This window comes from Aliivibrio sp. S10_S31 (assembly GCF_014694495.1).
Classification (GTDB): Bacteria; Pseudomonadota; Gammaproteobacteria; order Enterobacterales; family Vibrionaceae; genus Aliivibrio; species Aliivibrio fischeri.
The window spans coordinates 42,758-57,043 of the sequence record NZ_JAAUWR010000006.1; the positions used below are offsets into that span (position 1 = coordinate 42,758).

Annotated in this window: 11 protein-coding genes; 3 read left to right on the forward strand and 8 right to left on the reverse strand. The window is 39.5% G+C overall.

From position 1 onward, the window contains the following. Positions 1 to 23: 23 nt before the first annotated feature. Together ftsH and rlmE are read right to left on the reverse strand one after the other, a co-directional pair. Entirely contained in the window at positions 24 to 1,997 is a 1,974-nt protein-coding gene (gene ftsH, locus HC728_RS06835; RefSeq protein ID WP_012532957.1) for an ATP-dependent zinc metalloprotease FtsH, read from the reverse strand. A gap of 85 nt (positions 1,998 to 2,082) precedes the next feature. After that, positions 2,083 to 2,712 (reverse strand): 23S rRNA (uridine(2552)-2'-O)-methyltransferase RlmE, encoded by a 630-nt coding sequence (gene rlmE / locus HC728_RS06840; protein WP_005417666.1) that lies wholly within the window; start codon positions 2,710 to 2,712, stop codon positions 2,083 to 2,085. A 118-nt stretch (positions 2,713 to 2,830) separates the two neighbouring features. Between rlmE and yhbY the strand changes: the two genes are divergently transcribed. Then, on the forward strand, positions 2,831 to 3,127 hold the full coding sequence (yhbY, locus tag HC728_RS06845) for a ribosome assembly RNA-binding protein YhbY (RefSeq protein WP_005417663.1): 297 nt from the start codon (positions 2,831 to 2,833) through the stop codon (positions 3,125 to 3,127). Between the two features lie 99 nt (positions 3,128 to 3,226). Here the strand turns inward: yhbY and greA are convergent, their stop codons facing one another. Then, positions 3,227 to 3,700 (reverse strand): transcription elongation factor GreA, encoded by a 474-nt coding sequence (gene greA / locus HC728_RS06850; protein ID WP_011261251.1) that lies wholly within the window; start codon positions 3,698 to 3,700, stop codon positions 3,227 to 3,229. 588 nt (positions 3,701 to 4,288) lie between these two features. Here greA and ompU point away from each other — a divergent pair. Next, positions 4,289 to 5,269, forward strand: a complete 981-nt coding sequence (gene ompU, locus HC728_RS06855) for a porin OmpU (protein WP_175422693.1) — start codon at positions 4,289 to 4,291, stop codon at positions 5,267 to 5,269. Positions 5,270 to 5,411: 142 nt separating this feature from the next. Continuing rightward, the gene (gene dacB / locus HC728_RS06860) at positions 5,412 to 6,818 is read left to right on the forward strand and encodes a serine-type D-Ala-D-Ala carboxypeptidase (RefSeq protein WP_065597936.1); all 1,407 of its coding nucleotides are present in this window, start codon (positions 5,412 to 5,414) and stop codon (positions 6,816 to 6,818) included. Positions 6,819 to 6,967: 149 nt separating this feature from the next. Here dacB and carB read toward each other — a convergent pair whose 3' ends face one another. The 5 genes from carB to fkpB all read right to left on the reverse strand — a co-directional run bounded on the left by carB (position 6,968) and on the right by fkpB (position 14,247). Further along, positions 6,968 to 10,198 carry a carbamoyl-phosphate synthase large subunit gene (gene carB / locus HC728_RS06865; protein ID WP_012533127.1) on the reverse strand — a complete coding sequence of 1,077 codons (3,231 nt, stop codon included), beginning with the start codon at positions 10,196 to 10,198 and terminating at the stop codon, positions 6,968 to 6,970. A 17-nt stretch (positions 10,199 to 10,215) separates the two neighbouring features. Continuing rightward, on the reverse strand, positions 10,216 to 11,373 hold the full coding sequence (gene carA / locus HC728_RS06870) for a glutamine-hydrolyzing carbamoyl-phosphate synthase small subunit (RefSeq protein WP_011261247.1): 1,158 nt from the start codon (positions 11,371 to 11,373) through the stop codon (positions 10,216 to 10,218). A 594-nt stretch (positions 11,374 to 11,967) separates the two neighbouring features. Further along, the gene (gene dapB / locus HC728_RS06875) at positions 11,968 to 12,777 is read right to left on the reverse strand and encodes a 4-hydroxy-tetrahydrodipicolinate reductase (protein WP_005417649.1); all 810 of its coding nucleotides are present in this window, start codon (positions 12,775 to 12,777) and stop codon (positions 11,968 to 11,970) included. A 72-nt stretch (positions 12,778 to 12,849) separates the two neighbouring features. Then, on the reverse strand, positions 12,850 to 13,794 hold the full coding sequence (ispH, locus tag HC728_RS06880; protein WP_012533917.1) for a 4-hydroxy-3-methylbut-2-enyl diphosphate reductase: 945 nt from the start codon (positions 13,792 to 13,794) through the stop codon (positions 12,850 to 12,852). Positions 13,795 to 13,818: 24 nt separating this feature from the next. Continuing rightward, the gene (gene fkpB / locus HC728_RS06885; RefSeq protein WP_190395231.1) at positions 13,819 to 14,247 is read right to left on the reverse strand and encodes an FKBP-type peptidyl-prolyl cis-trans isomerase; all 429 of its coding nucleotides are present in this window, start codon (positions 14,245 to 14,247) and stop codon (positions 13,819 to 13,821) included. Between the last annotated feature and the right edge of the window lie 39 nt (positions 14,248 to 14,286).

The window sequence follows — 14,286 nt, forward strand, 5'->3', positions numbered from 1 at the left end:
GGTTTAATTTATCTTACTTCATCTTATTTTTCAGATGATTCAGAATCGTTTTTTGTTTCATCAGTTGGAGTTGGTTGTTCTTTTGTTTCTTCAACTTTCTCTTCTGCTTTTGATTCTGTTTCTTCTTTTTCTACTGGCGTTTCAGTCTTCGCTTGAGGCTGCGGGTTATTATCTCCCCAACCTTGTGGCTCACGAATGTCAGTTTTACGATCCATAAGATCATCAATTTGACCAGCATCAATGGTTTCAAACTTCATTAACGCATCTTTCATTGCATGCATGATATCCATGTTATCTTCAAGGATCTGTCTTGCACGAGCATAGTTGCGGTCAATGATAGTACGGATTTCAGCATCAATCAGTTGAAGCGTTTCTGGAGAAACATGCTTAGATTGATGAGAACCACCGTGACCAGAGAACGGGTCGCCTTGATCTTCTGCATACAGTAGAGGACCTAGAGCATCAGAGAAGCCCCATTGCGTTACCATTTTACGAGCAATATCTGTTGCACGTTCAATATCGTTCGACGCACCAGTTGATACTTTATCAACACCGTAAATCAATTCCTCAGCTAAACGACCACCATACAGACTCGAAATCATCGATTCTAAATGTTGACGGTTCATACTGATACGATCTTGTTCTGGTAGATACATAGTTACACCCAACGCTCGTCCACGTGGAATGATAGATACTTTGTATACTGGATCATGCTCAGGAACTAAACGACCAACAATGGCGTGACCTGCTTCATGATATGCTGTTGATTCTTTGGTCTCTTCTGACATAACCATTGATTTACGCTCTGCGCCCATCATGATTTTATCTTTCGCTAATTCAAACTCAACCATTGAAACAACACGCTTATTTCCACGCGCCGCAAACAAAGCAGCTTCGTTTACTAAGTTAGCTAGATCCGCACCAGAGAAGCCTGGAGTACCACGAGCAATTAACGACGGTTCTACGCCTGCACCTAATGGTACTTTACGCATATGAACTTGAAGGATCTGCTCACGACCACGGATGTCAGGTAGACCCACAACAACTTGGCGGTCAAAACGACCTGGACGTAGTAATGCTGCATCAAGTACGTCAGGACGGTTTGTCGCAGCAATAACAATGATGCCTTCGTTACCTTCAAAGCCATCCATTTCAACTAGCATTTGGTTTAATGTTTGCTCACGCTCATCATTACCACCACCAACACCTGCACCACGTTGGCGACCTACAGCATCGATCTCATCAATGAAAATAATACAAGGTGATGATTTTTTCGCTTGTTCAAACATATCACGAACACGTGACGCACCAACACCAACAAACATCTCAACAAAATCAGAACCAGAAATTGAGAAGAAAGGTACTTTTGCTTCACCGGCAATCGCTTTTGCAATTAACGTTTTACCTGTACCTGGAGGACCAACCAATAAAACACCTGTTGGAATTTTACCACCCAGTTTTTGGAAACGGCTTGGCTCACGTAAGTAATCAACTAACTCTTTTACGTCTTCTTTTGCTTCATCACAGCCAGCAACATCATCAAACGTTGTTTTGATTTGCTCTTCTGTCATCATCTTGGCTTTGCTCTTACCAAAGGACATCGCTCCTTTGCCACCGCCGCCTTGCATTTGACGCATGAAGAAGATCCAAACACCAATAAGAAGAATCATTGGGAACCACGAGATGAAGATAGACTCAAGTAAGCTCTGCTCTTCTGGTGGTGTACCTTTAACGATTACATTTTGGTTAATTAGGTCATCAAGCAACTTAGGATCTTGGAATACTGGCATATATGTTACGTAACGAGTGCCGTCACGCTTCATTACCTTAATCTCGCGATTATTAAAGGTTGCTTCTTGTACTTGACTATTACCAACTTCTTTAACAAAAGTCGTATAGTCAATTGAACGACCAGAGCTATCACCTGGTCCAAAACTCTGGAATACCGACATTAAAACAACAGCGATAACCAGCCATAATATTAGATTTTTTGCCATGTCACTCAAGGTGTTAACCCCGCGTTAACTAAATAGATGAAAGACAGAGTACTACAGTTTATATTCTGTATCTACTACGTAAAACTTATCCTTTGTAACCAGTCGCTACAATATAGACTTCACGTGAACGAGCACGTGATGAATCAGGCTTTCTGATTTTTACTACTTTGAACATATTACGCACTTCTTGCAAGTACTGATCAAAGCCTTCGCCTTGGAATACTTTTACAGTAAAGCTACCATTTGGTGCAAGAACTTGACGACACATATCCAAAGCTAACTCAACTAAGTACATAGCACGAGGCTGATCTACCGCTAAGTTACCACTCATGTTTGGCGCCATATCAGACATTACGACATCAACCATATCAGGTTGAATTCGTTCTAATAGTGCATCCAATACTGCTTCTTCCCTAAAGTCCCCCTGTAAAAAACTTACGCCAGCAATGGAATCCATTGGTAAAATATCACAAGCGATTACTTGCCCTTCATCACCAACTTGCTCTACTGCATATTGTGACCAACCACCTGGAGCTGCACCAAGGTCAACTACCGTCATACCAGATTTTAAAAGCTTGTCTTTATTTTGAATTTCTTCAATTTTGAAAATAGCACGAGAGCGATAACCCCTTTTTTGAGCCTCAAGAACGTATTTATCATCAAAATGTTCTTTTAACCAGCGACCAGAGCTCGCTGAAACTTTATTCTTACTCATGCATTACCTAAAAATACTTAATTAAAATTAGAAGACTGCAACAAAAAATAGTCTTCCTGCTTAGATGGCGTTAGAATAGGCTGTTTTCAACCCTTAATATAGAAAAAATCGGGTATATATGAACCTAAGCACAAAACAGAAGCAATACCTTAAAGGTCTTGCTCACAACCTAAAACCCGTTGTATTGATGGGTGCAAATGGTCTAACAGAAGCTGTAGTAGCTGAGATTGAAATTGCACTTAATCATCACGAGTTAATTAAAGTTAAAGTCGCTTCTGAAGACCGTGATACTAAACAACTGATTGTTGAAGCAATTATCCGTGAAACAGAAGCTGAAAAAGTTCAAGTTATCGGTAAAACACTTGTTTTATACCGTCCTAGCGAAGATCGTAAAATCGAAATTCCTAGAAAATAATTTCTTTCATTTAGTCTAAAGAAATTAAAAAGGCCGTAGTAGTTATCTTTAAAGTAGAGTTAACTATGCGGCCTTTGTGTTTCATACAAGTAATAAATATTAAATGTAATCTACAGCGTCAATCTCGAACTCTTTCGTACCGCCAGGAGTTTGAATGTTTACTTCATCCCCTTCCATTTTACCAATCAAGCCACGAGCAATCGGTGAATTTACAGAAATTCGACCTTCTTTAATGTTCGCTTCATCATCAGCAACGATTTGGTATTTCACTTCTTCGTCTGTATTCACATCAATTAAAGTCACTGTTGTACCAAAAATAACTTTACCAGTGTTGGTCATTTTAGTTACATCAATAACCTGAGCTACAGATAGCTTATATTCAATATCACGGATCTGTGCTTCACAAATACCTTGTTCTTCACGTGCTGCGTGATATTCAGCATTTTCTTTTAAATCACCTAGCTCACGAGCTTCACCGATCGCTTTTGAAATCAAAGGACGACGCTTTAATAATACTTCTAATTCATCACGCAGTAGCTTTTCGCCACGTACCGTCATTGGTACCTTATCCATATTTATATACCTCTAAAGCTGAAATCAGAAATTCAGCAAATAAAAATCCCACCAAAGGCTCTCAATAAACAGACTATTGAGCGTAGACCTTAAGTGTTTCTGTTAAATATTAATTTCCTCTAGTTTAAACAAAGAAAGTTTTTTTATCACCTATCTATTGTTTGTTTCTACGAATTGTTTTCAAAAATGACGAGTACGCAAATTAAGAAGTCCGTCTCAAATATTAAATATCAACAATTTAAACCATGTAAATTTAAATAAAATGAGAAGATGCTCACATAAAGATCCAAAACAAAAATCAAAAAAACATAAATTTACATTTACTGCAAAAATCAGACAAACTTTCCTCTATTTACGTAACCAACTGAAAAATAACGATCAACATCACACAAAAATAATAAAAAACACTGTTCAATTGCACTTTTTAGATTGTTTTACTAACCTTTTTGTGCCTTTACACATGAAAATAGTCTTATTGAAACAGTGAAGGTAACTGATGATAATTCTTAGACATAAGAAGTTATAAACAGTTCGTTTCATTTAAAATGGAAATTAATCTCCTCCACCCTTATAGGAATTAGAATAATGATGAACAAAAAAGTATTAGCTCTAGCAGTAGCAGCAATTACTTCAGCTGGTGCAGTAAACGCAGCAGAACTTTATAAAGACGAAGCACAATCTATCGAAATGGGCGGCCGTGCAGAAGCACGTCTAGCTATGAAAGATGGTGATGCAACAGATAACACTCGTATCCGTCTAAACTTTAAAGGTACAACTCAAATTTCTGACGGCCTATACGGTGTTGGTTTCTGGGAAGGTGAATTTACAACTAACGATGCTAAGGGTAGCGTTGCAGGTTCTCAACTTGAGAACCGTTACACATACGCTGGTATCGGCGGTAACTTCGGTGAAGTAACTTACGGTAAAAACGACGGTGCTTTAGGTGTTATCACTGACTTCACTGATATCATGGCTTACCACGGTAACTCAGCAGCAATGAAAATTGGTGTAGCTGATCGTGAAGACAACGCAATTGCTTATGTTGGTCAATTTGGCGATTTCGCATTCAAAGCAAACTACCGCTTTGATGACGCAGTAGCAGGAAAAGAAAGCAACGACGGTTTCTCTACTTCTGGTATCTACGCATTCGGCGACTCTGGTTTTAAACTGGGTGCAGGTTACGCTGACCAAGCAAACCAAAATGAAGCAATGGTTGCTGGTTCGATGACTATGGGCGATTTCTACTTCGCAGGTACATTCACTACAGGTGAAGTATCAGATAATGTTATCGGTCTTAACGATACAGAAGACTACACTGGTTTTGAATTAGCTGGTGCATACACTATGGGTAAAACTGTATTCACAGCGACATACAACAACGCTGAAGTTGATCACGTTGATTACGCAGATGGTCTAACTGCTGATAACTTTGCAGTTGACGCTACATACTTCTTCAATGCTAACTTCCGTACTTACATCTCTTACAACCTAAACTTACTAGATTCTGATAAAGTTGGTTCTAAGAATGCAGAAGACGAAGTTGCTCTAGGTATGCGTTACGACTTCTAATCAGTCTTAACTCTTACTTAAATAAAGCGCTCACCTCGGTGGGCGCTTTGTATTTGTGACGCCTTCTGAAATTTTTCTAATTCATTACACATCATTATCAACAGACGTTAAGATATCTCATTATTTTCAAATTGAGTTCATCATGTTTTTTTCTCGTTACTCCCTTATCGCACTCAGTCTTATTTCTTTTTCAAGTATTGCTGATATCAAAGAGACACTTTCATCTCTCCCATCTGGTAGCAGAGCCGCTATTACTGTCGAAAATCTACAATCAAATAAGATAGAGTTTCAACAAAAGCAAGATGAACTATTACCACCAGCAAGTACCTTAAAAATTGCCACTGCATTGGCAGCTCGTTTGGCTTTAGGAACTGAATTCACGTTTACAACAACATTATATAAAGATGATAAAGATGTTGTTTTGACTTTCTCTGGTGATCCTTCTCTGTCACGAAAACAACTTTCTGAATTATTTAATGATAGTGAACTAAAAACTATCCAAGGTGATTTATGGATCGATGGAAGTATCTTTACTGGGTATGAGCGAGCTGTCGGCTGGCCTTGGGATATTTTAGGCGTCTGTTATAGCGCACCATCAAGCGCATTAAGTATTGATGAAAACTGTGTTCAAGCTTCGATCACCACTCATGAGGATGGCAGTACCCGAGTCTTTGTACCTATTCATCAGCCTATTTCTTTTTCTAGCTATGCTAAAAGTGTGAGCAGAGAAGAACAAAAATCGACGTTCTGCGACTTAGAGTTAACCACTCAAGGTAACCATTATGAGCTAAACGGCTGTTTAGTTAAGCGCAATAAACCTCTTCCGTTGAAATTTGCGGTGCAAGATACAAGAGATTTCACAAAAAGAACCGTATCTAAAATCCTTGCTGAACATAATATTAAACTTAATGGTGAAATTCGCTTTGGTGCACCAAAGACTGAATTAACCAACTTAAACGTATTAGCTAAACATAATTCTAAACCATTAATGGAATTGTTAGATCACATGCTCAAAAAGTCTGATAACCATTATGCGGATAACTTAACTAAGATGTTAGGTCATTTAAACTTTCAGCAACCGGGTAGCTTCACCAATGGCACCGCGGCAATTAAAGATATCTTACTAAAACAAGCGAATATTGATTTAAGCAATGCGGTGTTGGTTGATGGTTCTGGTTTATCACGTAATAACCGTATGACCGCTAATCAAATGAAAAGCATTCTTCAATTCATTCATAAATACGATAAAGAGCTAGGTTTAATTGAGCTATTACCAACCTCTGGTATTGATGGCACCCTAAAGTATCGTAATAGCATGCGTAAAGAGCCAATTAAAGGCAGCATGAAATCCAAGAGTGGTTCACTGTTTGGTAGCTATAATATGGCAGGATTTGTTGGTTTAGAAAATAAAGAGCCTCAGCTGTTCGTTCAATTTGTTGCAGATTATCACCCAGTTGCAGCAAAAGAAGGGGCGGTACCAGTTGAGCGACCAATAGATACCTTTGAGAAAAGCTTTTATCAAGAATTAATTAACTTATCAGAAGAGTAGCGTTTTCTAATAATAGTAGTAATACTAATTCCATTAATAATCTAATCTGTTTAGTTATCTTGATATAAACCAAAAAATCCCGAAGAACTCTCATTCTTCGGGATTTTTATTATTACTTAACTAATATTGTTACTTAGCCTGTTTCGCGATTAAGCGTATTTAGCTGCCACTTTAGCGTGTAGCTCTTGAACAGAGTTAACCGTTTTACGGTCATCCGCTTCATGCGCTAAACAACTAGCAAATGCTGCATTTAGCGTTGTTGTGTAGTTTACTTTCTCAGCTAGTGCACCACGACGTAATACTTTAGAATCTTCAATCGCTTGACGACCTGCTGCAGTATTAACGATGTAGGTGTATTCACCATTCTTGATACGGTCAAGAATGTGAGGACGGCCTTCGTGTACCTTGTTTACTAGACGTGGGTTAATACCCGCTTCGCCAAGAATAACCGCTGTACCGTGAGTTGCATCCAGTTGGTAACCCAATTTAACAAGATGTTTTGCTAAATCTACAACACGTTTCTTATCACCTTCACGAACAGAAAGTAATGCACGACCACCTTCTGGGTATTCTTTGCTACAGCCAAGTTCAGCTTTAGCAAATGCTTCAGCAAACGTTGCACCAACACCCATAACTTCACCCGTTGAGCGCATTTCTGGGCCTAACAGTGGGTCAACACCAGGGAACTTGTTAAACGGTAATACCACCTCTTTAACTGAGTAGTATGGTGGGATAATCTCTTTAGTAAAACCTTGAGACTCTAGAGATTGACCCGCCATTACACGCGCTGCAATCTTAGCTAATGGTGCACCAGTTGCTTTAGATACAAATGGAACCGTACGAGCAGCTCGTGGGTTAACTTCAATTAGATATACTTTGTTATCTTTAACAGCAAACTGTGTATTCATTAAGCCACGAACACCTAGCTCGAATGCCAGCTTACGAACTTGATCACGCATGACATCTTGAATTTCTTCGCTTAACGTATAAGCAGGAAGAGAACATGCTGAGTCACCAGAGTGAACACCCGCTTGTTCGATGTGCTCCATGATACCGCCGATAACCACTTGCTCACCGTCACAAATCGCATCTACATCCACTTCTATAGCATCATCAAGGAAGCTATCAAGAAGTACTGGAGATTCATTTGAAACACTTACAGCTTCATTGAAGTAACGACGTAAGTCTTGCTCATCATATACGATTTCCATCGCACGACCACCAAGAACATAAGAAGGGCGAACAACTAGTGGGAAGCCGATTTCTTTTGATTTATCAATCGCCTGTTCCATTGTAGTAACCGTTGCATTTTCTGGTTGAAGAAGCTCTAGACGGTCTACTGCAACTTGGAAGCGTTCACGGTCTTCAGCACGGTCGATAGCATCAGGGCTTGTACCAATGATTGGAACACCTGCTGCTTCAAGAGCACGAGCCAGTTTAAGTGGTGTTTGACCACCGTATTGAACGATAACACCTTTTGGTTTTTCAACACGAGCAATTGCTAGTACATCTTCCAGAGTTACTGGTTCGAAGTATAGACGGTCAGACGTATCGTAATCCGTAGAAACAGTCTCAGGGTTACAGTTAACCATGATAGTTTCGTAACCATCTTCACGAAGTGCTAATGAGGCGTGTACACAACAGTAGTCAAACTCAATACCTTGGCCGATACGGTTTGGACCGCCACCTAAGATCATGATCTTATCTTTGTCTGTTGGGTTTGCTTCACACTCTTCATCATAAGATGAGTACATGTAAGCCGTATCTGATGAGAACTCAGCAGCACACGTATCTACGCGCTTGTAGACAGGGTGTATATCATGCTGGTCACGTAAACGGCGAATTTCACTTTCACCCACACCTAATAGTTTAGAAAGACGCGCATCAGCAAAACCTTTACGCTTAAGTTTACGAAGTGCATCTGCAGTTAAGTTAGCAAAACCACCCGCTTTAACCGCTTCTTCTTCTTTTACTAAATCTTCAATTTGAACTAGGAACCAACGGTCAACATTCGTTAGATTAAACACACCATCAACAGACATACCCGCACGGAACGCATCTGCGATATACCAAATACGCTCAGCACCTGCATCTTTCAGTTCATGACGAATTTTTGTTAATGCATCAGGAGCATCTAAATCAACCATCTCATCAAAACCAGTCGCACCTACTTCTAGACCACGAAGTGCTTTTTGTAGAGATTCTTGTTGATTACGGCCGATAGCCATCACTTCACCAACTGATTTCATCTGTGTTGTTAAGCGATCGTTAGCCCCTGCGAATTTTTCGAAGTTAAAGCGAGGGATCTTAGTAACAACGTAGTCGATTGTTGGTTCAAATGACGCAGGCGTTGCACCACCAGTAATGTCATTCATTAGCTCGTCAAGCGTAAAGCCAATAGCCAATTTCGCTGCAATTTTTGCAATTGGGAAACCTGTTGCTTTAGAAGCAAGAGCAGATGAACGAGATACACGAGGGTTCATTTCAATGATAACCATACGGCCATCTTTCGGGTTAATACCGAATTGAACGTTTGAACCACCCGTTTCAACACCAATCTCACGCAGTACAGCTAGAGAAGCATTACGCATTAATTGGTATTCTTTGTCTGTTAGTGTTTGCGCAGGTGCTACCGTGATTGAGTCACCCGTGTGAATGCCCATCGCATCAAAGTTTTCAATTGCACATACGATGATACAGTTGTCGTTCTTATCACGAACCACTTCCATCTCGTACTCTTTCCAACCGATTAATGATTCATCGATTAGAAGCTCGTTAGTTGGCGAAAGGTCTAAACCGCGACGACAAATTTCTTCGAACTCTTCTTTGTTGTATGCGATACCACCGCCCGTTCCACCCATCGTAAATGATGGACGAATGATACATGGGAAGCCAACCATATCTAAAACTTGATATGCTTCATCCATTGTTTTTGCAGTATCAGCGCGAGGACATTCAAGACCAATTGATTTCATTGCTTTATCGAAGCGAGAACGGTCTTCCGCCTTATCAATTGCATCAGCTGTTGCACCAATCATCTCAACACCGAATTCAGCAAGAACACCGTGTTTTTCTAAATCAAGCGCACAGTTTAATGCAGTTTGACCACCCATTGTTGGTAATACCGCATCTGGACGCTCTTTTTCGATGATGTTACGAACCACTTCCCAATGAATTGGTTCAATGTACGTTGCATCAGCCATGTCTGGGTCAGTCATGATTGTTGCAGGGTTAGAGTTCACAAGAATAACGCGGTAGCCTTCTTCACGAAGTGCTTTACACGCTTGTGCACCAGAGTAGTCAAATTCACATGCTTGGCCGATTACAATTGGACCTGCACCTAGAATTAGAACGCTTTTAATATCAGTACGTTTTGGCATCTTATTACTACTCCGAATTAAGCTTTGTTTGTCTTGTCAGCAATAGACTGCTGAATTAATTCAATGAAATGGTCAAACAATGGCGCTGCATCGTGTGGACCTGGGCTTGCTTCAGGGTGACCTTGGAAGCTGAATGCTGGTTTATCTGTACGGTGGATACCTTGCAGAGTGCCATCAAATAGTGATTTGTGCGTCGCACGTAGATTCTCAGGTAATGTTTCTTCATCTGCTGCAAAACCGTGGTTCTGTGCAGTGATCATTACTACATCACGCTCCAAGTCTTTAACTGGGTGGTTTGCACCATGATGACCAAACTTCATTTTTACGGTTTGAGCACCAGATGCTAAAGCAAGAATTTGATGACCAAGACAGATACCAAAGATTGGTAAACCTTTTTCTAGGAACACTTTTGTTGCTTCAATAGCGTAAGTACATGGTGCTGGGTCACCAGGGCCATTTGATAGGAATACACCATCTGGATTCATTGCTAATACTTCTTCTGCAGAAGTTTGGGCAGGAACAACCGTTAAACGACAACCACGGTCAACTAACATACGTAAGATGTTACGTTTAGCACCAAAGTCATAAGCCACTACGTGGAATGGTAATTCACTGTCTGCTTTTTCTTCTGGCAAACCGCCAGTCAAAGTCCAAGAACCTTGCTTCCATTGATAAGCTTCAGAAGTCGTTACTTCTTTTGCTAAATCCATGCCTTTAAGACCTGGGAACTCTTTTGCTTGAGCAAGCGCAAATGCTTCATCTAAATTAGTGCCCGCTACGATACAACCGTTTTGAGCACCTTTTTCACGCAAAATTCGAGTCAGCTTACGCGTATCGATATCAGCGATGCCGACAATATTTTGAGATTTAAGATATTCAGAAAGAGTTTGTTCACTGCGGAAGTTTGAAGCTAAGAGAGGGAGATCGCGAATTACAAGGCCTTGAGCGTGGATTGAAGAAGATTCTTCGTCTTCGGAATTGATTCCGGTATTGCCAATGTGGGGATAAGTGAGAGTAACGATTTGTTGAGAATAGGAAGGATCAGTGAGAATTTCTTGATACCCCGTCATCGAGGTATTAAAAACGACTTCACCAACGGCCGAGCCATCTGCTCCAATCGATTGACCGTGGAACACTGTCCCATCTTCTAGGACTAACAGCGCTGATTTACTCAAGACAACCTCCAAACATAATAATCATTCATTTCACATCAATATATATGCAAAACTATTTTTTTAAAACCCAAAAAACAAACTACAAGCTCGATTTTTGACAAATTGGCGAAATTTTAGAGATGTATAGATTAACTGTCAACCAAAAACACATTATTAAATAACTTTTTCGGCCAACTCAAACTAAAAATCAATATACAAGGTCAAAAATGGAACTTTTAACGCTAAAATTGATGCTTTTTTGCTCTTAATGAGTTTTTGCATCAAAAAATCATTTTTTAGAATGATTAATTTAAGCATTAGATCAAAGCAAACGATAAACAGCAGAGAAAAGTTACAAAAATAACCAGCTCAATTAAAAACACAAACAAAACCACAAAAAAGCACAAGCACTCCCTATATAATTTAATTTAAAACAAGAAGAAGTTAGATTTATAAGAATAGAGAAAACTAAGATATACCGAGCATTATTCGTGAATAATAAGTGATTATAATAAATTAAAGATAAATAGTTAGTATCTCCCCTTCAAGTTATTACCATTACAGGGCTTTAGTTAAAAAAAAGCCCGAATCACATTGATTCGGGCTTAGTAATAATTAAATCTGATCTAAATTTAATACATCGTGCATGGTATAAAAACCGGGTTCTTTCTTATGAAGCCAATGAGAAGCTCTCACAGCACCATTAGCAAAAGTCATACGATCTGTTGCTTTATGCGTTATCTCAACTCTCTCGCCAATATCTGCAAACATAGCAGTATGCTCACCGACAATATCACCAGCTCGAATGGTAGCAAAACCAATTTCATCTTTACTTCTTTCACCAGTAATGCCTTCTCTAGCATATACAGCCACATCTTCTAATTTGTTACCCATGGCACCAGCAATCGCCTCTCCCATTCCAATCGCTGTACCTGACGGTGCATCGACTTTATAACGGTGATGAGCTTCAACGATTTCAATATCGCAATAATCCCCCATGACCTTTGCTGCTTTTTCTAGCAGTTTAAAGACAAGGTTTACGCCAACACTATAATTTGGAGCCATAACTACTGGAATTTCTTTCGATGCTTGATCAATAATTTCTTTTCCAGGCTCGCTAAAACCTGTTGTACCAATAACAATCGCTTTATTATGTTCTTGGCAAAGTTCTATATTTTTTAATGTTGAAATAGGAAGGGTAAAATCAATAATGACATCAAAGTCATCTGTCACTTTAGCTAAATCATCAACAATAAGAATGCCAGATTTACCCAACCCAGCCATTTCACCAACATCAACCCCTATAAGGCTAGATTCAGGGCGCTCACTCGCTGCTGCAAGTACAGCAAACTGAGAACCATTTACTGCTTTAATTAAGTTGCGACCCATTCTTCCTGCTGCGCCAGCAATTGCTACTCTTACCATTTTGATCTCCGCTTCTTTAAATTCGCATCCTTGCACTTTATCTTAAATTTTTATTCACTACTATGTGAAGTATTAAGATACCGTTTTGATTTGCAATTCTTTTGGCACTTCAAAAAACATATTTTCTTCACGACCAGTTAATTCTTCAACAGCCGTTCCACCAAATGCTTTTACTTGTTCAATAATTTGGTTAACTAACTCTTCAGGAGCCGAAGCTCCAGCAGTAACGCCAACTTTAGCTTGGTCTGTTAACCATTCTTCTTTAAGATCTTCAGGACAATCAATTAAATAACTCGTTGTCCCTAGTTTTTCAGATAATTCGCGTAAGCGGTTTGAATTTGAAGAGTTTTTAGAACCGACGACAATCATCACATCCACTTGGCTTGCCATATCACGCACCGCATCTTGGCGGTTTTGTGTTGCATAACAAATATCATCTTTACGTGGCCCTTGAATGTCAGGAAATACTCGACGTAACTCATCAATCACATCAGCAGTTTCATCAACAGATAATGTTGTTTGGCTTACATAGTGAAGATTCGATGGATCTTTTACATTTAATTTAATTACATCATCAGGTGTTTCAACTAAATACATTCCAGCAGAATCACTTGCATACTGCCCCATTGTACCTTCGACTTCTGGATGTCCTGCGTGACCAATTAATACAACTTCAATATTTTTCTTACTTGCACGAGCCACTTCCATATGCACTTTTGTCACTAATGGGCAAGTTGCATCAAACACCGTTAATGCTCGTTCTTTCGCTTCTTTACGTACGGCTTGTGAAACACCATGAGCAGAGAAAATAACAATATTATCGTCAGGCACTTCGTGCAATTCTTCAACAAAAATAGCACCGCGTTGTTTTAATCCTTCAACAACAAACCGGTTATGTACTACCTCATGACGAACATAAATAGGTGCTTCATATAACTCTAAAGCGCGTTCAACAATGCTAATGGCACGATCTACACCAGCACAAAAGCCACGAGGGTTAGCTAATACTATTTTCATTTTTTATCTCTTTATTGTGTTGGATTAACCAACCGCTACAATCTCTACGTCAAAGATAACATCTTGACCTGCTAATGGGTGATTAAAATCAACCGTCACTGAGTCACCAGCAATCTCTGTAATGATGCCCGGGATATCCATTCCATCAGGACCACTGAAAGCCATAATAGTACCGACTTCAGCCGCAGCATCACCAACAAAACGATTTCTATCCATATGATGTATATTATCAGGATTTGGTAAGCCAAATGCATCTTCAGCACATAATTCAATGCTTTTCGCTTGCTCAGCTTCTAAACCAAGTAAACATTTCTCAAAATTTTCACTTAAGCTACCATCACCCATAGTAAATTTTGCTGGTTTACCTGAACTGTATGTACTATCCGCAACCGATCCATCTTTTAATTTTATTGTGAAATGTAGGGTAACTTCACTGTTATTTTCTATTTTCATTTCAATCTTTCCTTGAAAAAAAACGCCACTCGACTGCTC

Bases quoted from the DNA above. Each gene is read 5' to 3' on its own strand.
- ftsH (WP_012532957.1), bottom strand. From the start codon at position 1,997: ATGGCAAAAAATCTAATATTATGGCTGGTTATCGCTGTTGTTTTAATG.
- rlmE (WP_005417666.1), bottom strand. From the start codon at position 2,712: ATGAGTAAGAATAAAGTTTCAGCGAGCTCTGGTCGCTGGTTAAAAGAA.
- yhbY (WP_005417663.1), top strand. From the start codon at position 2,831: ATGAACCTAAGCACAAAACAGAAGCAATACCTTAAAGGTCTTGCTCAC.
- greA (WP_011261251.1), bottom strand. From the start codon at position 3,700: ATGGATAAGGTACCAATGACGGTACGTGGCGAAAAGCTACTGCGTGAT.
- ompU (WP_175422693.1), top strand. From the start codon at position 4,289: ATGAACAAAAAAGTATTAGCTCTAGCAGTAGCAGCAATTACTTCAGCT.
- dacB (WP_065597936.1), top strand. From the start codon at position 5,412: ATGTTTTTTTCTCGTTACTCCCTTATCGCACTCAGTCTTATTTCTTTT.
- carB (WP_012533127.1), bottom strand. From the start codon at position 10,198: ATGCCAAAACGTACTGATATTAAAAGCGTTCTAATTCTAGGTGCAGGT.
- dapB (WP_005417649.1), bottom strand. From the start codon at position 12,777: ATGGTAAGAGTAGCAATTGCTGGCGCAGCAGGAAGAATGGGTCGCAAC.
- ispH (WP_012533917.1), bottom strand. From the start codon at position 13,794: ATGAAAATAGTATTAGCTAACCCTCGTGGCTTTTGTGCTGGTGTAGAT.
- fkpB (WP_190395231.1), bottom strand. From the start codon at position 14,247: ATGAAAATAGAAAATAACAGTGAAGTTACCCTACATTTCACAATAAAA.